We start from the raw sequence: 26,690 nt of genomic DNA, 5'->3' as shown, positions 1-26,690 counted from the left end.
ATGGCAAACCAAAATAAATCGCAACAAGCTATTTTGAACAAATTGAATATAGAAGCGCTAAATCCTATGCAGGAAGAAGCGTTTTTATCTATTTCATCTATTGATAATACGGTTTTATTATCTCCTACTGGAACTGGTAAAACACTTGCCTTTTTGCTACCCACTATTAATAATTTATCTGCTAAATGCGAAAATGTACAATTACTTATATTAGTACCTTCTCGTGAATTGGCAATACAAATTGAGCAAGTTGTTAGAGAAATGGGATCTGGATTTAAAGTAAATGCAGTTTATGGCGGAAGACCATTTTCTAAAGATAAAATAGAATTAGCACATGCTCCTGCAATATTAATTGGAACACCAGGTCGCGTTGCAGACCACCTAAGGCGTGAAACATTTTTAGTCGAAGACATTAAAACGCTGGTTTTAGATGAATTTGATAAATCTCTAGAAATAGGTTTTGAAAAAGAAATGAGTGCTATTTTAGCTAGTTTACCAAATATTAAAAAACGAATTTTAACTTCTGCAACTCAGGACATGGAAATTCCAAGATTTGTTGGTCTTGAAAACGAAATAGTTATAGATTATTTAGATACTAAAACCTCTAATTTAGTAGTTAAGAAGGTGATTTCTCCAGAAAAGAACAAACTACAAACCTTAGTAGATTTATTACATTCTATTGGTAATAAACCAGGAATTGTATTTTGTAATTTTAAAGATACCATTCAATATGTAAGCGATTTTCTTCTAGAGAACAACATACCACATGGTTGTTTTTATGGAGGAATGGAACAAATAGACAGAGAGCGTGCTTTAATAAAATTTAGAAACGGAACGCATCAAATTATTATAGCTACAGATTTGGCTGCTAGAGGTTTAGATATTCCAGAATTAAATTTTATTATACATTATCAATTGCCTTTAAAAGCTGAAGAGTTTACTCATAGAAATGGTAGAACTGCCAGAATGAATGCACAAGGAACAGCATATGTTTTGCAATGGGAAAACGAATATTTACCAGAGTTTATAACATCTACTCAAATTGAAAAGCTAGGAGGAAAGACCTCTAAAATTAAAAGTGAGTGGTCCACCTTATTTATTTCTGGAGGAAGAAAAGATAAAATCTCTAAAGCCGATATTGCTGGTTTGTTTTTTAAACAAGGTAATTTGCAACGTAACGAATTAGGTGTAATTGAGTTAAAACAAGACTGCGCTTTTGTTGCTGTGCCAAAAGTTAAATTGGAAACCATTATTGCTAATACCAATAATACACGACTAAAGAAGAAAAAAGTACGTGTTCATGAGGTATAGAACTAAAAACAGGCTGATAAATACAACCTGTTTTTTTACAATTTTAGTGTTAGGTTTAACAACCCATTAATCCAAACGATACCACTAATTCCTGTTCTACTTTTTCACCTTTTTTATTTTCAGCAGGAACCCATTGGTCTGGAGTGTTTTTTATTAATTGAATCATAAAATCGTCTATTTTTGGATAATTAGAGGATCTGTCTAATCTTACACTTTTAATGTCTCCAATTTTTGAAACTGTAAAAAAGAGTTTAGCGGCTTGTAATTTTTTTGGTTCTACTTTTTCAGAAGCTACAATGGCTTTTCCTTTAGTTCTTAAAAAGTTTAAAAGCACAGCTTTTCCTTTAGAATATTCAGCTTGTTTTTCTGGGACTATAGTATGGTGTGGTGTCCAATGATTAGTTTGGATAGCATTTGTTTCGGTATTTTTTTCAGTAAAGTATACTGAAATTTTAAAATTTGTTGAATAGTCTGAGTTTTGTAAAAGCTTTAATTGGTTGACATTAAATAAAGGTGTTTTAGCTTGTTCTTGTATTTCAGAATATTTTTCATCTTTAAAAATTACAACACTTACAGACTCAACGTCTATAATACCATCCACAACTTCTTGATCTAAAAAAGCTTCAAAGGATTTTATCTTTTTTAGCGCACTCTTTTTTATTGGTCTAAATCGTGTACCAACATCATATATAAAATCTTCAAATACTTCTGGTTCTTTTTTGTCTGTTTGTGTTGAGTTAATTGCAAGGTCTTTTGAAACATTAACTTCTTTTTTGTTTCTGTTTAAAACACAAAAAGCAATAACGCTTAATGTAATAACTGTAGTACAAATAATGAGGATACTTTTTTTCATAACTTTAAATTTAATGATTAATGATGACTTATTTTGTTTGATGAAGTAAAACTAGGAGGAATAGTTTCAAAATATGTCAAAAGAATGTAAAAGAAGTGTCAACAACTACCAAAAGTCATAAAATTATGTGTTATTTACAGCTAATTATGAGAAAACACATTTATTCTGTAGTATTCTATTGTACTGTTTTTGCTCTTTTATTAGTGAGTTTATCTTGTACAAAAGAACCAAACACTACACGTTCTGAAACCACAAAACTAGCTTTACGTGATGTTGGACATCATTTATTACTAAGCAATCAAGATTCAACTTCTTTAATTATGCCAGTTATAAATTTAGGTAATTTTAAATATGAATTATCTTTTGAAAACCAACTAAGTATTCATCCAGATACTTTGGTAAAACATATAAAAATTAGTTTTGAAAAAGCTAGTTTACCTAATCAGTATCTTACCGAAGTTATAAAATGTGAAGACAATCAAGTAGCTTATAGCTACGAAATGAAAGAAAACAAAGAAAATGGAATCATCCCTTGTGGTGGCAGACAATTACATAGTGATTGTTATTTGGTAACGGTTAGATTTACTAAAATAACTAAAGCTGGTTCTGGTTATACTTTGCCTATAGTTTTATCTATTATAGGTATTTTTGGGTTATTGCTATTTAAATTTTTTAGAACAAGGTCTAAACCATCGAATGAAATTAATCAAGACAATTATAAGGCGATTGGACAGTACAAATTCTATCCAGAGCAAAACAATTTAGTAAAAGCAGCAACAGAAATTAGTCTTTCAAAAAAAGAATGCGAGCTTCTTGCTCTATTTGTAGCAAACCCAAATAAAATAATAAAGCGAGACGAACTCACAAAAAAAGTATGGGAAGACCATGGTGTTTTTGTTGGTAGAAGTTTAGATACTTATATTTCTAAATTACGTAAAAAACTACAAGAGGATGCTTCAATAAAGCTAACTAACGTTCATGGAGTAGGTTATAAGTTGGAAGTACTTTAAAGTATATTTTAAGAATTGGTAGTACATCTTATAAAAGTGTAGTTATCTTTGCTCAAAATTATATTCTATGCCAAACCATTTTTCAGATTTAGGTATTAATGAAGCTTTACAACAAAGTCTTTCAGCTATAAAAATTACTGTTCCAACAGCAATTCAAGAACAGGTAATTCCTGTACTATTAAACCAAAAAGAAGATGTAGTTGCATTAGCAAAAACAGGAACTGGTAAAACAGCTGCTTTTGGCTTGCCTTTATTACAATTAATTAATGTAGAAGACAGCACTATTCAAGCAGTAATTTTAGCTCCAACAAGAGAATTAGGACAACAAATTTTTAATAGTCTAGAATCTTTTGCAGCACATAGTCCTAAGATTTCTATAGCTTCCGTTTGTGGAGGCATTCCAATTAAACCTCAAATTGAACGCTTAAAACAACCTACGCATATTGTTGTAGCAACACCAGGTCGATTGGCAGATTTGGTAAAGCGTGAAGCAATTAATATTAAAAACATTTCATATTTTATTTTAGACGAAGCAGATGAAATGGTAAGTGCTTTAAAAGAAGGTTTAGATAGTATAATTAAAGAAATTCCTAAAAAAAGAAGAACTTTATTATTTACTGCAACTATGCCAGGAGCCATAAAGCAATTGGTCCAAAATTACATGTCTAAAAAAGTAATTCAAATAGAAGTAGATATGGCAACTGTTGGTCATCAAGGTATAGAGCATCAATACATTGTTGTAGAGCCAATAGAGAAACTTGAAGTGTTGCTTCATTTTTTAAACACTCGAGAAGGAGAACGCGCTATTATTTTTTGTAAAACAAAAGCTGCTGTAAACAAGTTAGCAAAAAAATTAGCAATAAATAAATTTTCATCTGGTGCTTTACATGGTAGTTTATCTCAAGGTATACGAGACCGTATTATGGGTCAGTTTAGAGAAGGACATATAGATATTTTAGTAGCAACAGATTTGGCTGCTCGTGGTATTGATGTAAAAGAAGTGTCTTACGTTGTAAATTATCATTTACCAGATACTTATGATGCTTATGTGCATAGAAGTGGAAGAACAGCTAGAGCAGGAGCAAAAGGCTTGTCGCTTACCATAATTCAAAAAGAAGAGATTGAAGATATTTCGGATTTTGAAAACGAACTCGATATTGTATTTAAACGTTTTAAAAAGGCAGATGCTAAAAGTATTGAAGACAATAACACCTTATTATGGGCAAAAAGAATTTTTAAAACCAAGCCAAATAGAACCATTTCTGAAGATGTGAAAGCTAAAGTTAAAACTATTTTTCATCATTTAACAAAAGAAGAATTAGTAGATAAAATTCTTGCAAATTATGTAAAGGAAACAGAAAATGTGATTACAAAATCTGAAGATAATAAAAATAAGAAAGGTAGCTAGTTAGTTGTAATTTACATGAAAGAAAACAACCATAATCAAGAGATAGAAGCTTGTATTGCAACGCTACAAAAGCTGCTAGAAAATACTAGTACACTTTTTGAATTGCCAGAAGCACAACGTGTCGCGCTATTTAAAGCAGCTGGAGAATTAACGCGTCCTAATAGAGAAGAGTTTCAGCGCAGAAGAAAAGATGCAAAAAAAGCTGCAAAGCGTAAACAAATTGAAAGCGATAAACATGCTAGGAAATCTACAGGAATTCGTTCTGCTCGCGAAGCTGCATTATTTGTAGCTCCAAAATTATTGTCTGCGGCATCAATACCAGAAGACACACCAGAATTAGAATCTCCAAGAAACTGCTATGTTTGCAAGACTGTTTATGCAAAACTGCACCACTTTTACGATACCATGTGCACAAACTGTGGTGATTTAAATTATGCCAAACGATTTCAAACTACAGATTTAACAGATCAAGTGGCTGTAATTACAGGTTCTAGATTAAAAATAGGCTACCATATTACACTTATGTTATTGCGTTCTGGAGCAACAGTAGTAGCTACTACGCGTTTTCCTGCAGATTCTGCAATCAGGTTTTCTAAAGAAGAAGATTATAAGGATTGGAGTGCTCGTTTACATATACACGGACTCGATTTAAGACATATACCAAGTGTAGAAATTTTCTGCAATTACATTGAACAAAAATACAACCGATTAGATATTTTAATTAATAATGCAGCGCAAACAGTAAGAAGACCATCAGGCTTTTATTTTCATTTAATGGCAAACGAAAAGCTTCCTGTAGACCAACTACCAAAATTGGCTCAACCGTTATTAAAAGACCATATTAATTGTTTACAAGAACTATCAGATTTAAGTATAAGTACATCAAAAACGAGTAAAAACAATGTGTTACCAGTAACATGGCATGGTCCAGAACCTGGCATTGGATTGCGTAACTCGGCAGAATTATCTCAAATCCCTTATAGTTTTGATAATTCTTTACAAACGTCTGAAGTCTTCCCAGAAGGAAAATTGGATGCAGATTTACAACAAGTAGATTTACGTAAAACCAATAGCTGGCGTTTAAAGCTTGGTGAAATTGAAACTACCGAAATGGTAGAAGTGCAATTAGTAAATGCTGTTGCTCCATTTGTACTGTGCAATCGATTATCAAATGTTATGATGAAAGAAAACACAGGTAAAAAGCATATTATTAATGTTTCTGCTATGGAAGGTAAGTTTCATCGCTTTAAAAAAGAGGACAGACATCCACATACAAATATGGCTAAAGCTGCCTTAAATATGCTAACGCATACTTCTGCAGCAACATTTGCTAAATCTGGTATTTATATGAATGCAGTTGATACTGGTTGGGTAACAGACGAAGATCCTGCAGAATTATCTAAGAAAAAAGTAGAAGTACACGATTTTCAGCCACCTTTAGATATTGTTGATGGTGCTGCCAGAGTTATGGATCCTTTGATAGATGGTATTAACACAGGAAAACATTGGTCTGGTAAGTTTTTAAAAGATTATTTTCCAATTGATTGGTAGGTTTTAAATTCATATTAATAATTAAAAATAACTAATTTTAACCATGCCAAAATTAAGTTCTAAAGCTTTAATTATTATTGCATTTATAGGTATTTATGTTATTTGGGGATCTACATACTTGCTAAATAAAATATCTGTAACAGAGTTACCACCTTTTTTTCTTGCAGCAATTCGTTTTTTTAGTGCTAGTATTTTAATTTTTAGTATAGCAAAAGCTTTAAAATTCAATCTAAAAATCTCAAAAAAACAGCTATTAAATTCTACATTAATTGGATTTCTATTTCTAGTTTACGGTAACGGTGTTTTTGTTTGGGCTTTAAAATATGTGGATAGTGGCTTTGGTGCTTTATTAGCTTCTACACAACCTTTATTTGTTTTATTGTTAATGCGTTTTATTGATAATAAAAAAATGAAACCAAAATCTTTAATAGGTGTTGGTTTAGGTGTTATTGGAATGTATTTGCTTGTAGGCCAACAAGAATTAGTAACAGACAAAGACACCTTATTAGGTATTTTTATGATTTTTACATGTGTTTTTGCCTGGAGTTATGGAAGTGTGTTTGTGGGTAAAGCAGATTTGCCTAAAAATTATTTTGTAAGTACAGGCTACCAAATGCTAATAGCCAGTATTATGCTAACCATTTTAAGCCTTATTTTTGGAGAAGCATGGGTTTCGCCATTACACTGGAGCATAAATGTACAACTCTCTATGTTGGGACTTGTAACCTTTGGAAGTATTGCAGCTTTTACTGCGTTTAATTATCTTTTAAAACAAGTATCTGCAGAGAAAGTAGCAACATCTGCTTATGTAAATCCAATAGTTGCTATGGTTTTAGGATGGTATGTTTTAGATGAAACCTTAAGTACACAATCTATAATTGCAGCTGCAGTATTGCTTACAGGTGTTTATTTCATTACATCTAGAAAAAAAACCTAATATTTCTGTTTTCAACTGTTGATTTTTTATCAAATATCTGTTGTTATTATTAATAAATTCAGCATTTATTGATGAACTCTGATACAAAAAAACAGTAGCGATTTAAACTCATAAATTTAATTTCCTATAGATTGGTAGGTTATATCAAATTATTGGCACTATCTTTGCGCTTTAGTAAACAATTATTAAAATTAAATATTACATTATTATGAGTAAAGGAACAGTAAAATTTTTCAACGACACTAAAGGTTTTGGATTTATCACAGAAGAAGGTGTAGACAAAGATCACTTTGTACACATTTCAGGTTTAGTAGATGAAATTCGTGAAGGTGACGAGGTTGAATTTGACCTACAAGAAGGAAACAAAGGATTAAATGCAGTTAACGTAAAAGTTATCTAATATATATTTCAAGTTTTTTTAAAAAGCCCATCAATATTTTGATGGGCTTTTTTATTGTTGTTTTAATTTTTAACAAGATTACAATTTTATTTGGATAGGTGTTATATTTAAATTTTAAAAATCTTTAATCTTTGCTCCTTTGTTATTAAAAACACCTTGAACTAAGTCTCCAGATTTGTTATACTTCATGACACCTAGACCATCTATTTTATCATCTTTAAAGAAGCCTTTAAATACAGAACGGTCTACATAGGTATATATACCATAACCATTTCTTTTTCCGCCTAAAGTATAAGTTGTAGGTTTTAAAGTGTTTAGCATCGGTTTTATTAATATCATAAAAGTCGATTTTGTTACCTTTTTTATCCACAATTACTTTATAATCGTAAATTCCGCTTTGTAAAATTTCTTTAATTAAATAACCATTTTTGCCTTAATAAATTACAATACGATATACTGCGTATTTTTATTGACTAAAAAAATTAGTTTATCTAGAAAACATGACTGAAGAGGAGAGGCTGTCTAAATTTTGAGTATGAAATGCTTTTAGTTCCTTTTTAAGCATATGTAAAAAAGCATAATATCTACTTAAAGCTATAACGTTTTTCTTCTGTTGAAGAGGCTTTTAGCAAATTGTTAAATGTTTTAATGCTATTGAAATTGAGTGTTATCGCTTCAGAAACTGCAATCCCAACTATACCTGTCTCTAAAATAGCTTTAACATCATCAGTTGTAATGCCACCAACGCTAATAATTGGTATTTGAGTATTTAAAGTATCTAAAATTGTTTTGTAAGCTTCTAATTCTAACTCAGGATTTGTAGTCTCTTTTGTTTTGCTAGCTTTAAAAGGTCCTAAACTAATATAATCTACATCCTTAGTAATTAATGTTTGACATTCTTGTAATGTACTTGCAGTGCCACCAATTATTTGCCAAGTATACAAATGTTTTCTTACTTCTTTAGGACAAGTATCTGTTGGTCCTAAATGCACACCATCTGCTTTTACACTTTTTGCAATTTTATAATAATCGTTAATAATTAATCTGGTTTGAAAATGAGAGGTGATTTCTCTTGCTTCTGTTGCTAGTTTTAAAATCTTTTTTTCAGAAATATTTTTTAAGCGTAGTTGCACTAATTCGGCTCCAGAAGAACATGCCTTTTGTATGTTTTCTATGTGTTCTTTAGGTGATTTGCCTTGAGTAATATAATGTAGTTTAGGTATAATCATGCTTTATAATTTCACTCAAATTATTAAAATAAACGTTCCTTTTTTTAAAGTCATTTAGACCTGAGGTCTAAGTAGTTTACAAATCTACTTTAGATTCTTCATATTTATGAACTTAAGATAAGGCTATTAGTATAAAAGTTATAAAAAGAGTCTTGTAGAATCTTCTTTTTCAACATAATATTCGCTTATCTTGCACGCGTTTTATTTGTATTTGCAATATAGATAATATAAAAAGTTAAAATCATGAAAAAAAGAAGTAAAACAGAAGATAAAGTAACACAAATTAATAAAGTTGTTGAAGCATTTTTTAACGCAAATCCAGATAAAGATTGGATTCCAGTAAAAGACATTATGCACGATTTAGTAAAAGCAGGTGTTTTTTCAAAAGATCAAAAAAAAGGATTACCACTTCGTAAAGTTTTACGTGCTTTAGATCAAGAAACCCTACTTAGTAGTATTCCTTCTGTTCATGCAGAACGAACAGAGTCAGCTGTTTATTGGTACTTGGTTAGAGAAGGTACAACATTTACACCTCAAGAACCTACAAGTACAATATCTAAAAAAGAAAGAGCAAAAGCGACAAGAGAAAGCAGCGATGAATTTTATATTTTAGATCTTTGTGATGAGTATCTTAAAGAACAATCTTCTCGAAAACATACTTTTTCTTTTTTGCTAGGCGACATGCACAAAAGAGGAAAAACTAGAACAAAGTTACCTCTAGCAGCTTATTATGAAAATGCAAATTTGGTTATAGAATTTAAAGAGAAAACGAACCACACAGAAGCTTATCAAGAGAAACTGCAAGTTATGACTACCAGTGGTATTACTAGAGGTGAACAAATTATTAGATATAATAAAAGACGCAAAGACGTATTACAGAAAAAGAATATTAATTTAATAGAAATTGATTATTCTTTATTTGATTGTGATTCTAAAAATAATTTAATCCGAAATAAGGAAACAGATGTAAGGCTTATTCAAGATCTACTAAAAAAGTACGTTAAATAGCTAATAACCAAGCCTTTTAAAGGATTTTAAAGTGTTTTATAAAGACTTCTAATAGAGAATTATATTTGTGGTAAACGAATATGTAATGAAACGCTACGCTTATGGCTTCAAACTATTTAAAAAAGGAATGACACATTTCTTTTGTTGTATTTTTTCTTGTTTTTATAGTTTATATTGTTAATTAGCTGATTATTCTTTAATTTATTATGAAAATTATCAAATCTTCTGTTTTTTTAATCTTTTTTCTTCAATTCTCTACCATTAGTTTATCACAAAATAAAGTAATAGATAGTTTAGAAAATGAGCTAGTTATTAATAAACAAAAAGATAGCAGATTAGATAAAATAGTAAGTGATTTTAGTTCTTTTTCTTTACCGAGTAACGCAATGTCCGTTTCGCTGTTTTTGTGGAGTCTAATTATAGGAACATTGATTAACGCTGCGTAGCAGACCGATTTCTGGTTTAATGCCCAAGTACTGCACATACTTATGGAAACGGATTATTCTGGGATATTTTACATAATAACATTATAGCTGAGAATTGGTACTCTGACTTAGAAAACCAAATAATAGCAATTGTCCTATAATTAATATTATGTAAAATAGGTGCTTGATCATTCATTAACTTTTCGTACCAATAGAAGTTCTTTTTTATGTGGTTAATATTTGAAATTAATTCATCCTTAATTAAGTCTTCTGTAGGTTTAAGCGTCTCGTAAATAGATTTATAATCTTGATCTATTTCTAATAATTTGTTAGATAATACAGAATTGCTTAGAGTTGCTTTATCTAAAGATGAAGAAACAATAGAATTAAAAGATGCAAACTCAACAACCATAGTTACTAGATAAGGAGCTTGTTGGCTTACGTATTTAGTTTCTTTTGGTGTTTTATCTTTTTTAAGAAAAAGATTATAAAGTTTTAAATCTTCATCTAAAATCTGTTTAATTCTTTTTATTTCTTTAATATCTGTTTCTATGCAGCAATTTTATCTACTTGTGCTTCGTCTTTTTTTGCTTCATTTCTATTATTAATAGCCACAGCAACTAAAATACCAACAACTACAAGTATAATTTCTCCAATAGCATAAACTAGGTAATTCTGCAAACGTTTGGTTTTAATAGATTTAAATCTATTGATGTTAAATAGTTTCATGGTTTTAAATTTATATAATTTAATTTCCTGTTTTTGCTAATTCGTATTCTAATGCCTCTAAAGATTTCCCTTTGGTTTCTGGTAAGATTTTTAAAAAGATAAAGAAACCTATCAATGCTATAGCTCCAAATATAAAAAAGCTTAAAGCGTTACCTAAAGTAGCTAGTTCCCATGGAAAAATTAATTGTACTAAAGAACTAAATAATGAGTTAATAAATGCAATAAAACCTATGGCTAAACCTCTATATTTTAATGGATATAGCTCTGATAATAAAACCCACATTACTGGGCCTAAAGAAAAAGCAAAACACGCTATAAAACCCAAAATACCAATGAGTATTAAATTCGCATTTATTATGGTTGCAGCCTCTAAAATAGCACCATCATTTTTGCCATAGACTTTATTTCCTAGAGCAGTTTTAACATCATTTTTAAAATCAATATCATTATCATAAACCTTATCTGCAAAAGGTAATAGTTTTTCAGAATTTAAAAACGTAAACGTATTAATTTGCTCTTGCGTAAGCTTATAGGTCGCTTGGTTAAAGCCATAGGCACAAAGTAATAAACTTATAGCAATTCCAGCAGTTCCAATGAGTAATAAGGGTCTTCTTCCCATTCTATCTATTAAATAGATGGCTACAAAAGTAAAAATCACAGAATTAACAGCCAGTAATACACCAGATGAGAATGCAGCATCTGTACCAATTCCTGTTTGTTTAAATATTGAAGTCGCATAAAAGTAAACCGCATTAATTCCAGTTACTTGTTGCAAAATGCCAATAATTAAACCTAAAACAATAATAAAACGGAGTGATGGCTTTAATAAGTCTTTAATCGTTGAAGGCGTTTTATTTTTATCTGTGTTTATGTTGTGTTCAATAGCTTTTATTTCTATGGCACTTCTTTCTTTTCCGTGAATTTGTATTAAGACTGTTTTTGCTTCCTCATATTTTCCTTTTAAATAGAGCCATCTGGGACTTTTAGGTACAAAAAATAATAAAATAAAATATAATAAAGCTGGAATTAACTCCACTCCTAGCATCCATCGCCAAACGGTTTCATCTGTTAAAAATGTGTATTCAGGAGTATTATATTTATTAAAATAATAATTACTTAAAAAAGCAGCAAAAAAACCAAAAACGATGTTTAGTTGTTGTATTGATACTAGCTTACCTCTATTTTCTGGAGTTGAAATTTCTGCTATGTACATTGGTGCCAAAACTAAAGCTGCACCAAAGGCTAAACCACCAATCATTCTTGCGATATAAAGCATTTCGTAGCTTATAGCTAATGCTGATAATAATGCTGAAATGGCATATAAAAAAGCAACTAGAATAAGTATTGTTTTTCTTCCAAAAGTGTCACTTAGTTTTCCAGAAAATAACATTGCAAACATAGCAATCCAAGATGGCGCACTAACTATCCATCCCCAAGAAACACCTCCTGGATCTAAATTAAATTCTGGACCTGCAAAAGACATGACTCCAGATATTATTCCAGCATCAAAACCAAAAAGAAAGCCTCCTAACGCTACTATAAAACTAATAAATATTGTGTAAGCCTTTCTATTCATAAATTTTCTTTGTTTTAAAAAAAGTAAATTTAACAAAATATCGATTTGTAACAGTAGACACTTTGTAGCTTAATTTTTAATTAATAAACATATTGTTAATACTATTTGTTATTAGCTCTCTATCTTTGCTAAAGATATAATATAAATTATGACTAACGCACTTAATGTCTACGGTAAACCACTACAAAACTGTTCATGTAATCCATTAACAGGTTATTTGCGTGATGGATTTTGTAATACCACACCAGACGATTTTGGCACACATGTGGTTTGTGCAATCGTTACTGATGCGTTCTTAAACTACTCATTACAAAAAGGCAATGATTTAATCACACCAATACCATTATGGAACTTTCCTGGTTTAAAAGCTGGTGATAAATGGTGTTTGTGTGTATCGCGTTGGAAAGAAGCACTAAAAGCAAATGTTGCACCAAAAATAGACTTAAACGCAACACATCAATTAACATTAAAGTTTGTTTCTTTAGATGTTTTAGAGCAATATGCTATTTAAAATCTTCAACAATCTGTTTTGCTACTGCCTCTCCACTACTCATTACAGCATTTAAAGAACCATTAAGTTCAGTATCTCCTGTTAAATAGATGCTATCTGAGTGTTTATATTTTAAGTAATCTTTAGTGTATCTCACTAGTTTTAAGTCTGGTAAAGCTTGCTTAATCTCATAACGCTTAATAAAACGTTTGGTTGTAATATTGCAATAGGTTTTTAGTTCAGATATTACTTTCTGGATTAACTCAGCTTCGTTTAAATGATGTTGTTTAACAACGGTTACAGATAATAAATGATTATTTGTAATGCTATTTTTTGTTTCAATACTTGTAGTGTAAAAAATATTATTTATGATTGCTTTTTCATCGGCAATTAAACCTATAATAGGTTTTTTTAGTGTGTTTTGTTCGACTTCAAAATAGAGGTTATCGCAAGATTTCCAATTCATTTCTTGCTTTAAATTTAATAGTTTAGAAGCTTCTGTGGCAATAACAATAGCATCGGTTTCTATAACAGAACCATCTTCTAAAATAATACGATTCTCTTCTACTGCTTTAACTTTAGTATTAAATTTAAACGTAGTGTTCTTCAGTTTTAATTGTAACTGATTAGGAATAGCTTGAATGCCATTTTTAGGGATAACAGCCAAACCTTCACCAAACATTTTATAGATAAACTGAAACATGACGCTCGAGGTGCGTAATTCGGTCTCCAAAAAAATACCACTAAAAAAAGGTTTAAAAAAATTATTGATAATACGATCTGAAAACCCTTTTGCCTTTAAATAGTGAAGTGTTGTGGTTTGTTCTGCGTTAAAAATAGCCTCAATAGATTTGTTTTTCAGTTCCAAATTCAATTTAAAAATAGCAAGCTTGTCTTTTACAGAGCCAATATTAGACGTAAGAGTTGGAATAAAAAGCGAAATAGCTCTTAATGGATCACCTATAGTTGTTGGTGTTCCATTTTTAAAAATAACAGCTCCTGGCAGTAATGTTTGAAGTTCTAAAGCTTTATAATCTAAAAACTGTTTTGCTTTTGGATAGGCTTCTAACAAGACCTGAAATCCATGATCCAACTGAAAACCATCTACTGTGTCTGTTTTAACGCGTCCACCAACACCATTGGTCGCTTCAATAATAGTTGGTTTAAAGTTGGCTTTCTCAAGTTCTAAAGCAGTAATCAGTCCGCTAATTCCAGCACCAATAATATATATATATTTAGAATTCTTAGTCATTGTAATTGGTTATTATACTTATATTATACTAAAACAAAATTACAATTTTAAGTCCTAAAAACGAGGTTTTATTTAATGTTTATAGTTGTGTTTTATGCTTCGAAATTAACAATATTGTAGAATTAATTTTAATTTTGATAGATTATTTTTAACAGTTAATTCGTTTAATTAATACATGCAAAGGAAAAATATATTAGTATTATTTTACTATAATAATTTCATAATTTTTGGTTAAAAAAACAATTACATGTAACAGTTTTTGTATCTTTAAGTATAACTTAAAATTTTTATTATATGACAGTGAACTATGAATACGATGGCGTAACAGCAAGCCAGGAACTGGAAGCTTACGTAAAGGGTAAATTAGATAAATTATTTAATAAATATGAATTTATAGTGCGTGCAGATGTATTTTTTAAAACAGAAAACACATCTAACAGGAGCTCTAAAATGAAAACTTCTATTCGATTGAGTGCTCCTGGACCTAGATTGTTTGCAGAGACCACATCAGATTCTTTTCATAAAAGTGCTGCTGAAGTTTTAACCGCTTTAGAGAGGCAATTAGATAAACGAAAAAGCCTGATGCAAACGCATTAATATAAAATTGATTTAAATAAAAGTCACTCTACAGAGTGGCTTTTTTTATACAAATTACAATAATAAAATAGTTGAGAATTATTGAAATTAATCCTCAAAACGATAATAACCACATTTTAAATAAGCACCTTCAGGAAAACTAATAGGATGGTCGCAGTCGTGATATGTCTTTAGTATACACTCTTGGCCTCTGCTTACTTCTCCTAACGCTTGAGCATTAATATCAAAAAATGTTTGTGCTATTACTCTAGAAGAACAAGAGGCTAAAACTAAAAGTCCTTTCTTAGTCGTTAGTTTTGCACCTAATTGTGCTAATTGTGCATATTTTTTTTTAGCTAATTCTATTTCGCTTTGTTGTTTGGCAAAACTAGGAGGATCTATTACCACAACATCAAACGTTTGTTTGTTTTTTATCATGGTTTTCATAGCTATAAATGCATCGTCTGCAATGGTTTTATGTGAACCAGAATAACGATTTAGTTTGCCATTTAAAACTGCAATCTCTAATGCTTGTTTACTAATATCTAGACTTGTAACTTCTTTTGCTTCATTGGCTAAAGCATGTACCGAAAATCCTCCAGCATAACTAAACACATCTAAAACGGTTTTGCCTTTACTCCACTCACCTACTTGTTTTCTATTGGCTCTATGGTCTAAAAAATAACCCGTTTTATGACCTTTAATTACATTTGCCGAAAAGTTAACGTTGTGCTCAACAAATTCAACAACTTCATTTTCTAAAACACCATAAACCACTGCTCCATTTTCAAGATTGTGAAGTTTTGACTGCTCTAGGTTTCTACTAAGTCTAATTACAATAGTTTTAACTTTAGAAGTGGTTTGCAGACTTTTTAAAATAGAGTCTAAATAGGGAATCCAGATTTCAGAATATATTTTTACCACCAAAACATGTGCATAAACATCTGCTATTAAACCTGGAAAACCATCATTTTCGCCAAATAAAAGTCTATAACTGTTAGTATTGGTTTTTAGTAGCGTGCTTCGTTTTGCGAAGGCTTCTTTAATTTTTGTGTTAAAAAAGGCTGTATTTATAGTAGCTGAAGTGTTTCCGCTATGCAGCATTTTTATACGAATGGGAGAATTACCATCATATAAGCCAAGTCCAATAACTTTATTTTTATTTTTTCCAAAAATAATAGCTAGATCACCACTTTTAGCATCATCATTAATTTTTGTAATATTATCACTAAATACCCATGGATGGCCTTGCATTACAAACTGTTCTCCTTTGGCATTTAACTTTACAGCTAATCGTTTAGGTGTGTAACTTGAAGTAATACTTGATGCATATTCACTCATAGTATTAAAGCGTCAATTCTTTAATTTTAATGCCTAATATCTTTTCAATATCTGCCACTCTTTGTAGTTCGCTAGGCAAAACTAAAGCAATAGATTGTCCTTTTTTTCCTGCTCTAGCAGTTCTTCCACTTCGGTGTGTATAGTACTCTATGTGTTCTGGTAATTGATGATGAATAATAAACGCTAAATTATTTACATCTATGCCACGAGCAGCAACATCTGTAGAGATTAATATTTGCAAATTTGTGTTTTTAAAAGCACGCATCACTTTATCACGTTCTTTCTGTGTCATGTCACCTTCAAGAGCATCAACATTAAAACCTTCTTTTTGTAATTGTTGCTTTAAAGCCTGTGCTCCTGCTTTAGTTCTGCAAAAAATAATACCACGTTCCTCTTCTCTATCTTCTAATAAACGCATAACAGTATGCGACTTATCTACAATTGCAGTTTTTACAAAATGATGAGAAATATTAGCATTCACAATACTTTCTCTATCAATTTCAACACGTTTAGCATCTTTAGAAATATAGCGTTCTACAATTACTTTTAAATCTTTTGGCATAGTTGCAGAAAATAACCATGTATTACGAGCGCTTTTAGTTGTAGCGTCTAAAATGGTGTTTAAATCTTTTTTAAAGCCCATACTTAGCATTTCGTCTGCTTCGTCTAACACTAAAGTGTTAATGTGTTTTAAATCTATTATATTTTTGTCTAATAAATCTACTAAACGACCTGGAGTAGCAACTATAATATGTGTAGGTCGTTTTAAATTACTTATTTGTATGTCTATTTTCTCGCCACCATAAACACCTTCAACAAAAATTTTCTTGTCGTTATATTTAGTAAATTTAAAGAGCTGTTTTTTTATTTGCTGAACCAATTCTCGTGTTGGAGCTATAATTAAGCCTTGAACTGCGTTTTTATTAGCATCAACTTTGTGTAAAACAGGCAAACCATAAGCAGCAGTTTTTCCAGTTCCTGTTTGTGCTAAACCAACAAAATCGGTTTTAGATTTAATTAATATGGGAATCGCTTGTTCTTGAATATCTGTAGGTGTTTTAATACCTAATTCTTTAAGTGATTTTATGTAATTGCTGTGTAATCCTAAATCTTTAAAAGTACTCATAATCTATTTGTTTTGTCTGGTCGAGCGCAGTCGAGACCTAAATAAGTATTGAGTAAAAAACGTCTCGACTGCGCTCGACGAGACGACTTATAACTATCTAAAAATTAATCTTCTGGTGGATAGCCATGAATGGCTTCAAAATCACTATCAAAATTAGAACGCAAATAGGCATTTAATTTCTTTTTATAGTCGTCTTTTAACCATTCTACAAAGTTAAAAGTACTTTTACTAATACACTTTGTATAACGTTGAATTCTGTAGTCTATATCGTCTTTAAGTAATTTTGCTAGTGCTAAAGCATCCCATAAATCTTCACTATTTTCAATACAAATTTTTGCATGGTGTTTTATAGAGCGTTCTAATATGACTTTTGATGAATCTCCTTCTCTAACAGATTGTATATACATGGCTTTAATATCAAAATAGATATCTTCAGACTTTGCAAACTCAGCTCGAAGTTCGTCTGGCATTTCGTACCTAAAATTTTCTTCTAAATCTTCATCACTTAAAATACCATCAAGATAAAAGTTTGGAGATCTAAAAATTTTGTGCCAATCTAAGTCACTTCCCCAAGGTCCAAAACGGTGAAGGTTGTTTCCTAAATCTACAACAGTAAATTTATTTTTATGCTTTAAAATACGTGAACCACGACCAATCATTTGGTAGTATAAAGTTAACGATTTTGTAGCTCTGTTTAAAATAATACAATCTACAGTAGGTTCATCAAATCCAGTAGTTAGTATACTAACAGAAGTTAATATGGCATCTGGCGTTTCTTTAAACCATTTTAAAATGGCTCTACGCTCTTTTTTTGTGTTGTTATTATCTAAATGTGCTACAGGATAACCTGCACGTCTAAAGGTGTCATAAACGTGTAAAGAGGTGTTAATTCCATTATTGAATATTAGTGTTTTTCTACCTTTACAACGTTCTTCGTAAGATTGAATAAGCTTGGTAAGCATATCTGTATTGGTATATAAATCTTCAGAAGATTTTACAGTATAATCACCATTTGCTCCAACGATTAAAGACGTTAAACCTACATTGTAAGAGAATATTTCGGCACGTGCTAAAAATTCATTTTCAATCAAAGAATGTATGGTTTCACCAACAATTAATTCGTTGTAATTATCTTTCATTGGCAAATTAATATTGCTGCTTAAAGGCGTTGCTGTAACACCTAATATGAAAGATTTCTCAAAAAATTTAAAAAGTTTTGTAAACGAATTGTAATGCGCTTCATCTATAATAACTAAACCAATATCGCTAATGTCTAGTTTATCGTCATTTAAACGGTTATTTAAAGTTTCTACCATGGCAACAAAACAATTGTAATCGCCTTGGTCGCTTAAATCTGCTTTAGAATCAACAATTTTATTGGTTACACCAAATTCAGACAGCATATTAGAGGTTTGCTTGCTAAGTTCAATTCTGTGCGTCATCACTAAAACTTGTTTTTTGTGATGCTTTAAATACTGACGAACAATTTCTGAGAAAATAACCGTTTTACCTCCACCTGTTGGTAATTGGTATAGTAAATGATAATCTTCTGGAGCATCTTCAAAACACTTAAAAATCTTATCAATTGCACCTTTTTGGTAGCTATATAAACTCTTTCCTTCTTGTCTTTCTTCTAATTCTAAAGCTGTAACTTTCATTAATCTGTTTCAAATTTGCGATGTGCAAAAATACAACGAATTAAAGGCTTTACAAGAACAATATGGGAATTTTTTTTTAAATGTTTATTTTAGCGATCTCATATGAAAGACATTTCAGATAATTTACAAGCACAGTTTAGTGGATTCTACAATACGCCTCATTTATTTCTTGATCGTGTTCGTAAGATGGAGCCATTTGTACCTTTAAAGCAAAATACTCCTGTTTTTTCTGGTAGTAATCTAGAAAAAATAAGACTTGGACAACGTGTGGAACGTTTTGTTACTACAGAATTGATTCAAAATAACACTATTAAAATTTTATCTGAAAATCCGCAAATTCAAACAGAAAATAGACAGACTATTGGCGAATTAGATTGTTTGTTTTTAGAAGGTGAACAGCCTGTGCATTTAGAAATTCAGTTTAAGTTTTATTTGTATGATGTTACTTTAGGTAGCACAGAAATTGATCATTGTATAGGTCCTATGCGACGTGACACTTTAAACGAAAAATTGCAAAAGCTAAAAGAAAAGCAGTTGCCACTACTATTTGCAAAGGAAACAAAGCCACTCCTTGATCGATTAAATTTAAAAGCTGAAGATTTTAGTCAGAAAATTTACTTTAAAGCGCAAATTTTTGTGCCTTTTGGAAAACAAATAGAATTAAAAACGCTCAATCAAGATTGTATTTATGGTTTCTATTTTAAATATGATAAATTATATGAATTTAACGATTGCAAATTCTATAAACCTAAAAAAACAGATTGGTTACTTGATGTTACTCTAAATGTAGATTGGAGATCCTATGATGCCATTTTACCAGAATTAAAAGTATTTCAAACTGAAGGTTACTCGCCCATGTTATGGCTTAAAAAGCCTTCAGGTGTTATAGCTAAATGTTTTGTAGTTTCTTGATTTGTAGATAATTAAAAGTTAAAAAGGCAATTTAAAAATTAATTATATAGTTCTATAAGTACTTCAATAAAAAAGCCATTACTTAAAAGTAATGGCTTTTTAAATTTAATAGTTTATAAACTATTTTTTTATAAACTTCTTTGTAAACATTTTACCATTAGATTCTAAACGAAGGATATAACTTCCTTGACTTAGATTAGAAACATCTATTGTGTGTTTAGTTAATTTCAGGTTCATGACACGTTTTCCTTCAATATTAAAAACAGTTGCAATTTTCCCAACTAAACTAACAGGACTATTAATATTCATTATTTTTCCAACTGGATTTGGATAAATAACAGTATTTACTAACGTCTCATCCTCTACACTTAAAGTCTGTCCTTCTGTAATAACATGATGAGTGTTTATGGTTGGATTTTCTATATTATCTATAATTCCAGAAGGCCAATAAATAATTATATTAGTGATCGCTGTTTCTGTTCCTATTCCAAAATGAGCATTTAAAGTACTCATAAAACGGAAGCCTTCACCACTACGAACATCGCGTATTTGAATACCACCAGCAGTATGCACTTCTATTCTAGCTCCAATACCATTTATATTACTAGCAACACCTGTTGTTGTAATAGTTACCCAGTTGTTGGTATTTGTATCGTTTAGGTATAAACTTGAGCCTGAAATAGCATCTACAAAGCCATCATTATTAAGGTCACCAAAAGAACCATTATTGCCAGATAAAACATTATCATGTACTGTAAACGTCATATCTCCATTTCCAAATAGTACACTACCATTTGAGGCAATATCTAAGTTTCCATCGTTGTCAAAATCATAGGTTGCATTTTCTATTCCTAAGTTGGATAATGCAGGTAAAATTCCCGATGCAGCTGTTACATTTGTAAAGGTGCTATTACCATTATTTCGCATTAATTTATGCGTTCCATCTGCAGTTGAACTTGCGCCTATAAAAACATCCATATCACCATCATTATCAAAATCTCCCCAAGCAGAAGACCAAGTTTGTAAAGGATCTGCTAAACCAACAGCAGTACCTACTTCTGTAAAGCTACCTGTACCGTCATTTTCGTGCATTTCATTAATATTAATTGTAGAAGAACCACCACGACATTTTGCAATAAACATATCCATATCTCTATCGTTATCATAATCAATCCATATAGAGCCGTAATTTCCTCCACCAGCTATATCTCCAAGGCCACCTTGGTTAAATACTAAGTTACCATTACCGTCATTTAAATAGTAAACATTTGGATCTACATCATGACAAACAAAAGCGTCTAAATGACCGTCTTGATTTAAATCTACAAAGTTTGAACGTTGAGAGAATACATATTCTGATCCAGAAATTTCAGTAAAACCATCTCCTGTATTATTGGCTTTCATAAATGTAACACCATTTCCTCCACCATATAATAAATCTGTAAAACCATTTCTGTCGAAATCTGCAGCGGCTAAACTCCAAGAAGGTGAATTGTCTGCGCTGGTTGTAGTTATGTTTGTAGCTGTAGAACTCAGTCCACCTGTAGCTTGTTGGTAAAAGATATTTACATTTGTATTGCCAATAGAAACAACATCATCTAAAAAGTCACCATTCATGTCTACTGCTGCTCTTTGTGATCCTGTTACAGAAACATTAGAAACAGTAAATGTTGAAGGAGATGGAGGTGCTAATGTTGTAAACATTAAAGGTCCTCCCCAAATACTAACATCAGATCCGCAAATTGCACGTACATAGACTTCATAGTTGGATCCAGCGTTTAAACTTGTTAAATTAACTGTACTTGCACTTACTCCAATGCCAGTTCCTGAAGGAATACCTGTTCCAGCAGGTTGTAAAACATATTCCCATGCAGTTTCTCCGCTATTGGCTACCCATGTTAAGGTTGCTGAATCTTGAGTGATAGCACTAGTATTTAAGCTTGAAGGAGCAATACAAAAAGTTCCACAAGTCTCAATACGAACAAAATCGATAGACATGTCGCCCTCAAATCCTGTTCCTGTTCCTGTATGACTAAACTCCAAATAAATAACTTGACCAACATAAGTATCTAAGTTTACTCCTATTGGAGCCCAAGCTTCTGTTCCACTTAATTGTAGCTCTCCAGTATGTGTAAATAAGGTTGTAAAAGGACCACTTGCAGCAGTTCCTACGTTAACATTTAATGTTCCAATATCTGCTCCATAAGCATGCATATAAAAAGACAATTCTGCTCCATCTGTAGCAGTTGTTAAGTCTATAGCAGGACTAATTGCAGATGCTGTGGCAGAAGTATTTCCAGAAGCTTCATAGTTCATAAAAGCAGAGCCACTAAACGCATTATTTGGTCCTGTACCTGCAGATCCTGAATCGTTAGGGATTTCCCAACTTCCATTGCCATTATTTAAATCTCCTGTCCATCCAGAAACAACATCGAATTCTTCTGTTACAATAAATGTTGAATTACCCGAAGCACAAGTTACACCAACAGGAGCAGGTGGTGGACAATTGCTTTGAGTAATAGAGCCACTGTTTATTGAGCAATTTACATCTTGATCATTTTGTATGTTAAAAGTAACATCTGTAGCATTTACGTATGGTCCAAATTGAACCATTCCAGCAGTACTTAAAGACTGCGTTGGACTAGATTGATTATCTGAAACAGTTAATGAAGTTGCAGAACCAATGTCTGATACATCAACATTCACTAAAAAACCTCCACTAGTATCACAGTCGTTTACAACTGTGTAAGCAGCAGTAGGATTTGTACAGGTAGAACAAGTAACATCAAAATCCCAAGGTGTATAGTTATTATCAGAACAATTAATGGTGATATCAGAATTTATAGAGACTGTAATTGTATCTCCATTAGATTGAAATGTGAGACCGGTTAAATCTCCATTATTTCCGTAACCATTATATATTTCAGAACCATTTGTGTCTAAAACAATCAATTCGTCCCAAGTGTCTTCTGTTTGACCAGAGTTAAATGTAACTTGTAAGTCTGAACCATCAGTACTCACAAACACGAAACTTGTTGTGTCGTTGTTAGTGTAACAATAAGTTGTGTTTACTGCTCCTGCAGAACAATCTACTGTTATTTGAGCTTCTGCAAAAAGGCAAGAAACCAATAAACAGATTATTAAAGTAATCTTTTTCATAAGCTGGTTTTTTATTTAAAATGTAAATATTTTTTTTAAGAATGCTTTTTAGTTTGTTAAATAGTTATTTATTCGCATTCTGTTGTTAAACTATCAATCCATTGGCCAATAAGGCTAACTGCTTCTTCGTGAATAATACTTCTACCTAGAAGAGGCATTCTAAATTCTTCAGCAGTTGTATTTATTCTGTAATACATTACTGAACGTTCTTTTAACGAAGGTGTTACTATATCAATCATACCAGGAATATTTGTGTCTGGATCAACACAAACACCTAAATTTGTTTCATTTTCTGTTTCATCAAATGCAAAACGTACAGGTCTATAATCACAATGTGATAATTCTGAATGGCAATGAGCACAGTTAATATCAATATATGATCGTACTCTTAAGTTAATAGGCTGGGTTTCGTCGCTCCATTTTACTACAGTATTAATTGTTGCTGGTATATTGTTTTCTAAATAGCCTTCATTGATTAATTTTTGTAATTGATTTATAGAACCTTCAGGATAATTATAATTACTATTTAAGTTTTGTGGTTTTACACCAATTGGAACTGAGCTGGTTTGAAGTTTATGGCATGTAAAACACTCCACTTCAGATGGTATGCGATAATTAGTATTTTTTACAACTCCATTTTCTATAAAGTCGACATTAGTAAAAGAGCCTTCTAGACTAAAAGTTGCTTCCGTTTGGTCATCATTCCAAATATAATCTGCAAAGTGCCAATCGTCCTCTTTTCTTAACATTAAACGGGTTTCAATAATACGTGTGGTATTACCAGGTTGGACATTTGTATAATAAAATGTTTTAATTAAAATTGTTCCAACTGGAAAGTTTATAATTTCATTATCAGCACTATAAGTCGCTTTAACATCGCTAGGCATCCATACAAAACGCTTCTTTTTTGCGTAGTCTGTAAATAATGTAGAAATCGGTTCGTAAGCTATAACTCCTATTGCTGGATCTTGAGCTTTCATATCACCTTCAAAAAAACGATATTCAGAAAGCGTATTAAAAGGATAAGCGTCCATATTTAAAACCACTGGAGATATTGGAGTTGGTTCGTAACCATCATCAGTTGCAGGATTATTATCTTCAGAACAAGAAAAATTTGTTAGAAGAAGTAACAGTATAATGGTAATTTTGGGTAGTTTATTGATCATATTATATTAATTAAAAAACGAATATAAATAAAAATATTGATTGTAAGCGTTTTAATGTTAAACCTACAACAACTAAATGTGTTTTTTCCCTAGCTTTAAATGTCTGTTCTTTTAATAATTAAGAGCAGTTATAGAATTTATAGTTATATGTGATGCTAAAGTTTAAATAAATTATAAAATATTTATTAGTTAATAACTCTCAATAACTTCACAAAAAACCTCTAATTGAAATTACTATTTTGCAGTTTCTAAATTATTTTTAATGTTGAAAGTCTGCATTGCCGAAAAACCATCTGTAGCAAGAGAAATTGCTGCTGTTCTTGGAGCTAACACAAAACGTGATGGTTACTACGAGGGCAATGGCTATGCTGTAACCTATACTTTTGGACACCTATGCACGCTTAAAGAACCAAACGATTATAAACCGTATTGGAAAAGCTGGGATTTAAATAATTTACCAATGTTGCCAGAACGCTTTGAAACCAAGGTTTCCAAAGATTCTGGAATTAAAAAACAATTTAGCATTGTAAAAAGTTTATTTGATAAAGCAGATGTTGTTATAAACTGTGGTGATGCTGGACAAGAAGGAGAACTCATACAGCGTTGGGTTTTAAACCAAGCCAATTATAAAGGTAAAGTAGAGAGACTCTGGATTTCGTCTTTAACAACAGAAGCAATAAAAGAAGGTTTTAACAACCTTAAACCGTCGAGTGATTACGATAATTTATATTATGCAGGTTTTTCTCGTGCTATTGGAGATTGGCTGTTAGGTATGAATGCCACACGTTTATACACCGTAAAACATGGAGGTTATAAGCAAGTACTATCTGTTGGTCGTGTACAAACACCAACTCTAGCCATGTTGGTTAACCGTTTTAAAGAGATTGAAAATTTTATACCACAACCCTATTGGGAACTTCAAACCATGTATCGTAACACCTTGTTTAGTTATGAAGAAGGACGCTTTCTTAAAATGGAAGATGGAAAAAAACTAGCCGTAATTGTAAAAGAACATGATTTTGAGATAGTATCTACAGCCAAAAAAGCAGGCAATGAATATGCTCCAAAATTATTCGATTTAACTGGTTTGCAAGTCTATTGCAATACAAAATTTGGTTTTAGTGCAGACGAAACCTTGAAAATTGTTCAAAAACTATACGAGCAAAAAGTAGTAACTTATCCAAGAGTAGATACCACCTTTTTACCAAACGATGTGTATCCAAAAGCACAAGGAATACTAAAAAAGTTAACTAATTATGCTGCACTAACACAACCACTTCAAGGCAAAAAACTTAAAAAAACTAAAAAAGTTTTTGATGACAGTAAGGTAACAGACCATCATGCGATTATTCCAACTGGGCAACAAATGAATTTACAGTACAACCAGCAACAGGTTTACGATATTATTGTACGTAGATTTATTGCTGTTTTTTATCCGGATTGTAAAGTGTCTAATACCACAGTTATAGGTAAAGCCGAGAAAGTAAAGTTTAAAACCACAGGAAAAGAAATTTTAGAAAAAGGCTGGCGAGTTGTTTTTGAGACAACAAACGCCACAAGTAGTAATTCTGAAATGTTACCAACATTTGTAAAAGGCGAAAAAGGACCACATGAGCCTTCATTTTTAGAAAAACAAACTAAACCACCAAATCAATTTACAGAAGCCTCTCTCCTACGTGCTATGGAAACTGCAGGAAAACAAGTAGATGATGAGGAGTTGCGAGAGATCATGAAAGAAAATGGTATTGGTCGTCCTTCTACGCGTGCAAATATTATAGAAACGCTTTTTAGAAGAAAATATATAAAACGTAACAAAAAACAAGTCATACCAACAATTACTGGAATCCAATTAATAGATACTATTCAAAATGAATTATTAAAATCTGCAGAACTTACTGGTAAATGGGAAAAACAATTAAAGGATATTGAAAAAGGAACCTTTAGTGCAGGAAGTTTTATTAAACAAATGAAGCGTATGGTAGATCGTTTGGTTTTTGATGTTAGAAGTGAAACCATAAAAGCAAATATCTCTTCTGTAAATAATAAACCAACGGTAACAAATAAAAAAACAGTTAAGAAATCCACTGAAATAACATCAGAAAAATGTCCAAAATGTAAGAATGGTAGAATTTTGAAAGGAAAATCGGCTTATGGTTGTTCAGAATTTAAAAAAACTTGTGATTTTGTGATACCATTTAAGTTTGAAGGCAAAACGATTTCCGAAAAACAATACATTAGGTTACTTAAAAAAGGATCTACAGTTAATTTAAAAGGATTTAAAGTTAATAAGATTTTTACAGAAGGACTCCTTCGTTTTGATGATAATTTCAAACTTAAATTTGAAGCAAAAAGAAGTAAGGTTATTTCGAAGAACACTTCCGAAGAAAACAAATGTCCAAAATGCAATAAAGGCACAATTATAAAAGGAAAAACAGCTTATGGTTGCAGCGAATATAAAAGTGGTTGCGACTTTAGATATAATTATGATTTAATTCGTAAAAATGCAAATGGACAGCAATTAACTAAAGACTTGGTTTATAAAATTTTGAAAGAGAATTAAAAAATTTAGCATG

At 31.2% G+C, this 26,690-nt stretch carries 23 protein-coding genes; 11 read left to right on the top strand and 12 right to left on the bottom strand.

Annotated elements, in window-relative coordinates; translation table 11 throughout:
- A complete protein-coding gene (locus P8H50_RS08650; protein WP_300207847.1) occupies positions 1 to 1,311 on the top strand; it encodes a DEAD/DEAH box helicase in 1,311 nt (436 codons plus the stop codon).
- 55 nt (positions 1,312 to 1,366) lie between these two features.
- Here P8H50_RS08650 and P8H50_RS08645 read toward each other — a convergent pair whose 3' ends face one another.
- On the bottom strand, positions 1,367 to 2,164 hold the full coding sequence (locus tag P8H50_RS08645; protein WP_300207844.1) for a hypothetical protein: 798 nt from the start codon (positions 2,162 to 2,164) through the stop codon (positions 1,367 to 1,369).
- A 146-nt stretch (positions 2,165 to 2,310) separates the two neighbouring features.
- Between P8H50_RS08645 and P8H50_RS08640 the strand changes: the two genes are divergently transcribed.
- From P8H50_RS08640 to P8H50_RS08620, 5 genes are all read left to right on the top strand, one after another.
- Positions 2,311 to 3,174 (top strand): winged helix-turn-helix domain-containing protein, encoded by an 864-nt coding sequence (locus tag P8H50_RS08640; protein WP_300207841.1) that lies wholly within the window; start codon positions 2,311 to 2,313, stop codon positions 3,172 to 3,174.
- Positions 3,175 to 3,241: 67 nt separating this feature from the next.
- Positions 3,242 to 4,582, top strand: a complete 1,341-nt coding sequence (locus tag P8H50_RS08635) for a DEAD/DEAH box helicase (protein ID WP_300207838.1) — start codon at positions 3,242 to 3,244, stop codon at positions 4,580 to 4,582.
- Positions 4,583 to 4,597: 15 nt separating this feature from the next.
- Complete coding sequence (locus tag P8H50_RS08630) at positions 4,598 to 6,133, top strand: SDR family oxidoreductase (RefSeq protein WP_300207835.1); 1,536 nt, start codon at positions 4,598 to 4,600, stop codon at positions 6,131 to 6,133.
- 43 nt (positions 6,134 to 6,176) lie between these two features.
- Positions 6,177 to 7,070 (top strand): EamA family transporter, encoded by an 894-nt coding sequence (locus tag P8H50_RS08625; RefSeq protein WP_300207833.1) that lies wholly within the window; start codon positions 6,177 to 6,179, stop codon positions 7,068 to 7,070.
- Positions 7,071 to 7,278: 208 nt separating this feature from the next.
- Complete coding sequence (locus tag P8H50_RS08620; protein WP_072302199.1) at positions 7,279 to 7,470, top strand: cold-shock protein; 192 nt, start codon at positions 7,279 to 7,281, stop codon at positions 7,468 to 7,470.
- Between the two features lie 114 nt (positions 7,471 to 7,584).
- On the opposite strand, the gene P8H50_RS08615 is transcribed toward P8H50_RS08620, so the two are convergent.
- Positions 7,585 to 7,809 carry a hypothetical protein gene (locus P8H50_RS08615; protein ID WP_300207825.1) on the bottom strand — a complete coding sequence of 75 codons (225 nt, stop codon included), beginning with the start codon at positions 7,807 to 7,809 and terminating at the stop codon, positions 7,585 to 7,587.
- Positions 7,810 to 8,054: 245 nt separating this feature from the next.
- Positions 8,055 to 8,699 carry a thiamine phosphate synthase gene (gene thiE, locus P8H50_RS08610; protein ID WP_300207822.1) on the bottom strand — a complete coding sequence of 215 codons (645 nt, stop codon included), beginning with the start codon at positions 8,697 to 8,699 and terminating at the stop codon, positions 8,055 to 8,057.
- A gap of 243 nt (positions 8,700 to 8,942) precedes the next feature.
- Here thiE and P8H50_RS08605 point away from each other — a divergent pair, with 243 nt between their 5' ends.
- On the top strand, positions 8,943 to 9,707 hold the full coding sequence (locus P8H50_RS08605; protein ID WP_300207820.1) for a hypothetical protein: 765 nt from the start codon (positions 8,943 to 8,945) through the stop codon (positions 9,705 to 9,707).
- A gap of 486 nt (positions 9,708 to 10,193) precedes the next feature.
- On the opposite strand, the gene P8H50_RS08600 is transcribed toward P8H50_RS08605, so the two are convergent.
- The 3 genes from P8H50_RS08600 to P8H50_RS08590 all read right to left on the bottom strand — a co-directional run bounded on the left by P8H50_RS08600 (position 10,194) and on the right by P8H50_RS08590 (position 12,437).
- On the bottom strand, positions 10,194 to 10,544 hold the full coding sequence (locus P8H50_RS08600; RefSeq protein WP_300207817.1) for a hypothetical protein: 351 nt from the start codon (positions 10,542 to 10,544) through the stop codon (positions 10,194 to 10,196).
- Positions 10,545 to 10,681: 137 nt separating this feature from the next.
- The gene (locus P8H50_RS08595; RefSeq protein WP_300207815.1) at positions 10,682 to 10,861 is read right to left on the bottom strand and encodes a DUF6090 family protein; all 180 of its coding nucleotides are present in this window, start codon (positions 10,859 to 10,861) and stop codon (positions 10,682 to 10,684) included.
- Positions 10,862 to 10,880: 19 nt separating this feature from the next.
- Complete coding sequence (locus P8H50_RS08590) at positions 10,881 to 12,437, bottom strand: sugar porter family MFS transporter (protein ID WP_300207813.1); 1,557 nt, start codon at positions 12,435 to 12,437, stop codon at positions 10,881 to 10,883.
- A 148-nt stretch (positions 12,438 to 12,585) separates the two neighbouring features.
- On the opposite strand from P8H50_RS08590, the gene P8H50_RS08585 reads away from it, so the two are divergent.
- Positions 12,586 to 12,948, top strand: coding sequence for a DUF2237 domain-containing protein (locus P8H50_RS08585; RefSeq protein ID WP_300207810.1), 363 nt, complete (start codon positions 12,586 to 12,588; stop codon positions 12,946 to 12,948).
- On the opposite strand, the gene P8H50_RS08580 is transcribed toward P8H50_RS08585, so the two are convergent.
- A complete protein-coding gene (locus P8H50_RS08580) occupies positions 12,941 to 14,179 on the bottom strand; it encodes an FAD-dependent oxidoreductase (protein WP_300207808.1) in 1,239 nt (412 codons plus the stop codon). The two genes, P8H50_RS08585 and P8H50_RS08580, sit on opposite strands and share 8 nt — an antisense overlap.
- 294 nt (positions 14,180 to 14,473) lie before the next feature.
- Between P8H50_RS08580 and raiA the strand changes: the two genes are divergently transcribed.
- Positions 14,474 to 14,776: a ribosome-associated translation inhibitor RaiA gene (gene raiA, locus P8H50_RS08575; protein ID WP_300207806.1), complete on the top strand. Its 303-nt coding sequence runs from the start codon at positions 14,474 to 14,476 to the stop codon at positions 14,774 to 14,776.
- 87 nt (positions 14,777 to 14,863) lie between these two features.
- Here raiA and P8H50_RS08570 read toward each other — a convergent pair whose 3' ends face one another.
- From P8H50_RS08570 to P8H50_RS08560, 3 genes are all read right to left on the bottom strand, one after another.
- Positions 14,864 to 16,096: a class I SAM-dependent rRNA methyltransferase gene (locus P8H50_RS08570; RefSeq protein ID WP_300207804.1), complete on the bottom strand. Its 1,233-nt coding sequence runs from the start codon at positions 16,094 to 16,096 to the stop codon at positions 14,864 to 14,866.
- A gap of 4 nt (positions 16,097 to 16,100) precedes the next feature.
- Positions 16,101 to 17,222 carry a DEAD/DEAH box helicase gene (locus tag P8H50_RS08565; RefSeq protein WP_300207801.1) on the bottom strand — a complete coding sequence of 374 codons (1,122 nt, stop codon included), beginning with the start codon at positions 17,220 to 17,222 and terminating at the stop codon, positions 16,101 to 16,103.
- A gap of 104 nt (positions 17,223 to 17,326) precedes the next feature.
- Positions 17,327 to 18,880 carry a DEAD/DEAH box helicase family protein gene (locus tag P8H50_RS08560; protein WP_300207799.1) on the bottom strand — a complete coding sequence of 518 codons (1,554 nt, stop codon included), beginning with the start codon at positions 18,878 to 18,880 and terminating at the stop codon, positions 17,327 to 17,329.
- A 102-nt stretch (positions 18,881 to 18,982) separates the two neighbouring features.
- Here P8H50_RS08560 and P8H50_RS08555 point away from each other — a divergent pair, with 102 nt between their 5' ends.
- Positions 18,983 to 19,792 carry a DUF1853 family protein gene (locus P8H50_RS08555; RefSeq protein WP_300207796.1) on the top strand — a complete coding sequence of 270 codons (810 nt, stop codon included), beginning with the start codon at positions 18,983 to 18,985 and terminating at the stop codon, positions 19,790 to 19,792.
- Positions 19,793 to 19,912: 120 nt separating this feature from the next.
- On the opposite strand, the gene P8H50_RS08550 is transcribed toward P8H50_RS08555, so the two are convergent.
- Positions 19,913 to 22,951, bottom strand: coding sequence for an FG-GAP-like repeat-containing protein (locus P8H50_RS08550; protein ID WP_300207794.1), 3,039 nt, complete (start codon positions 22,949 to 22,951; stop codon positions 19,913 to 19,915).
- Positions 22,952 to 23,019: 68 nt separating this feature from the next.
- Positions 23,020 to 24,117 (bottom strand): hypothetical protein, encoded by a 1,098-nt coding sequence (locus tag P8H50_RS08545; protein ID WP_300207792.1) that lies wholly within the window; start codon positions 24,115 to 24,117, stop codon positions 23,020 to 23,022.
- 265 nt (positions 24,118 to 24,382) lie between these two features.
- Here P8H50_RS08545 and P8H50_RS08540 point away from each other — a divergent pair, with 265 nt between their 5' ends.
- The gene (locus P8H50_RS08540) at positions 24,383 to 26,677 is read left to right on the top strand and encodes a type IA DNA topoisomerase (RefSeq protein WP_300208247.1); all 2,295 of its coding nucleotides are present in this window, start codon (positions 24,383 to 24,385) and stop codon (positions 26,675 to 26,677) included.
- The last annotated feature ends 13 nt before the right edge of the window (positions 26,678 to 26,690 follow it).

Origin of the sequence: Lacinutrix sp. (genome assembly GCF_029238095.1) — a bacterium.
Classification (GTDB): Bacteria; Bacteroidota; Bacteroidia; order Flavobacteriales; family Flavobacteriaceae; genus Lacinutrix.
The sequence above is the reverse complement of the archived record's forward strand: the minus strand, read 5'-3'. Positions and strand labels throughout refer to the sequence as shown.

What these genes read in the sequence shown, in the direction of transcription:
- P8H50_RS08630 (WP_300207835.1), top strand. Translation starts at nt 4,598, where the DNA reads ATGAAAGAAAACAACCATAATCAAGAGATAGAAGCTTGTATTGCAACG.
- P8H50_RS08585 (WP_300207810.1), top strand. Translation starts at nt 12,586, where the DNA reads ATGACTAACGCACTTAATGTCTACGGTAAACCACTACAAAACTGTTCA.
- P8H50_RS08580 (WP_300207808.1), bottom strand. Translation starts at nt 14,179, where the DNA reads ATGACTAAGAATTCTAAATATATATATATTATTGGTGCTGGAATTAGC.
- P8H50_RS08595 (WP_300207815.1), bottom strand. Translation starts at nt 10,861, where the DNA reads ATGAAACTATTTAACATCAATAGATTTAAATCTATTAAAACCAAACGT.
- P8H50_RS08625 (WP_300207833.1), top strand. Translation starts at nt 6,177, where the DNA reads ATGCCAAAATTAAGTTCTAAAGCTTTAATTATTATTGCATTTATAGGT.
- P8H50_RS08560 (WP_300207799.1), bottom strand. Translation starts at nt 18,880, where the DNA reads ATGAAAGTTACAGCTTTAGAATTAGAAGAAAGACAAGAAGGAAAGAGT.
- P8H50_RS08600 (WP_300207817.1), bottom strand. Translation starts at nt 10,544, where the DNA reads ATGGTTGTTGAGTTTGCATCTTTTAATTCTATTGTTTCTTCATCTTTA.
- raiA (WP_300207806.1), top strand. Translation starts at nt 14,474, where the DNA reads ATGACAGTGAACTATGAATACGATGGCGTAACAGCAAGCCAGGAACTG.
- P8H50_RS08605 (WP_300207820.1), top strand. Translation starts at nt 8,943, where the DNA reads ATGAAAAAAAGAAGTAAAACAGAAGATAAAGTAACACAAATTAATAAA.
- P8H50_RS08615 (WP_300207825.1), bottom strand. Translation starts at nt 7,809, where the DNA reads ATGATATTAATAAAACCGATGCTAAACACTTTAAAACCTACAACTTAT.
- P8H50_RS08620 (WP_072302199.1), top strand. Translation starts at nt 7,279, where the DNA reads ATGAGTAAAGGAACAGTAAAATTTTTCAACGACACTAAAGGTTTTGGA.
- P8H50_RS08545 (WP_300207792.1), bottom strand. Translation starts at nt 24,117, where the DNA reads ATGATCAATAAACTACCCAAAATTACCATTATACTGTTACTTCTTCTA.
- thiE (WP_300207822.1), bottom strand. Translation starts at nt 8,699, where the DNA reads ATGATTATACCTAAACTACATTATATTACTCAAGGCAAATCACCTAAA.
- P8H50_RS08550 (WP_300207794.1), bottom strand. Translation starts at nt 22,951, where the DNA reads ATGAAAAAGATTACTTTAATAATCTGTTTATTGGTTTCTTGCCTTTTT.
- P8H50_RS08640 (WP_300207841.1), top strand. Translation starts at nt 2,311, where the DNA reads ATGAGAAAACACATTTATTCTGTAGTATTCTATTGTACTGTTTTTGCT.
- P8H50_RS08555 (WP_300207796.1), top strand. Translation starts at nt 18,983, where the DNA reads ATGAAAGACATTTCAGATAATTTACAAGCACAGTTTAGTGGATTCTAC.
- P8H50_RS08590 (WP_300207813.1), bottom strand. Translation starts at nt 12,437, where the DNA reads ATGAATAGAAAGGCTTACACAATATTTATTAGTTTTATAGTAGCGTTA.
- P8H50_RS08650 (WP_300207847.1), top strand. Translation starts at nt 1, where the DNA reads ATGGCAAACCAAAATAAATCGCAACAAGCTATTTTGAACAAATTGAAT.
- P8H50_RS08565 (WP_300207801.1), bottom strand. Translation starts at nt 17,222, where the DNA reads ATGAGTACTTTTAAAGATTTAGGATTACACAGCAATTACATAAAATCA.
- P8H50_RS08570 (WP_300207804.1), bottom strand. Translation starts at nt 16,096, where the DNA reads ATGAGTGAATATGCATCAAGTATTACTTCAAGTTACACACCTAAACGA.
- P8H50_RS08645 (WP_300207844.1), bottom strand. Translation starts at nt 2,164, where the DNA reads ATGAAAAAAAGTATCCTCATTATTTGTACTACAGTTATTACATTAAGC.
- P8H50_RS08635 (WP_300207838.1), top strand. Translation starts at nt 3,242, where the DNA reads ATGCCAAACCATTTTTCAGATTTAGGTATTAATGAAGCTTTACAACAA.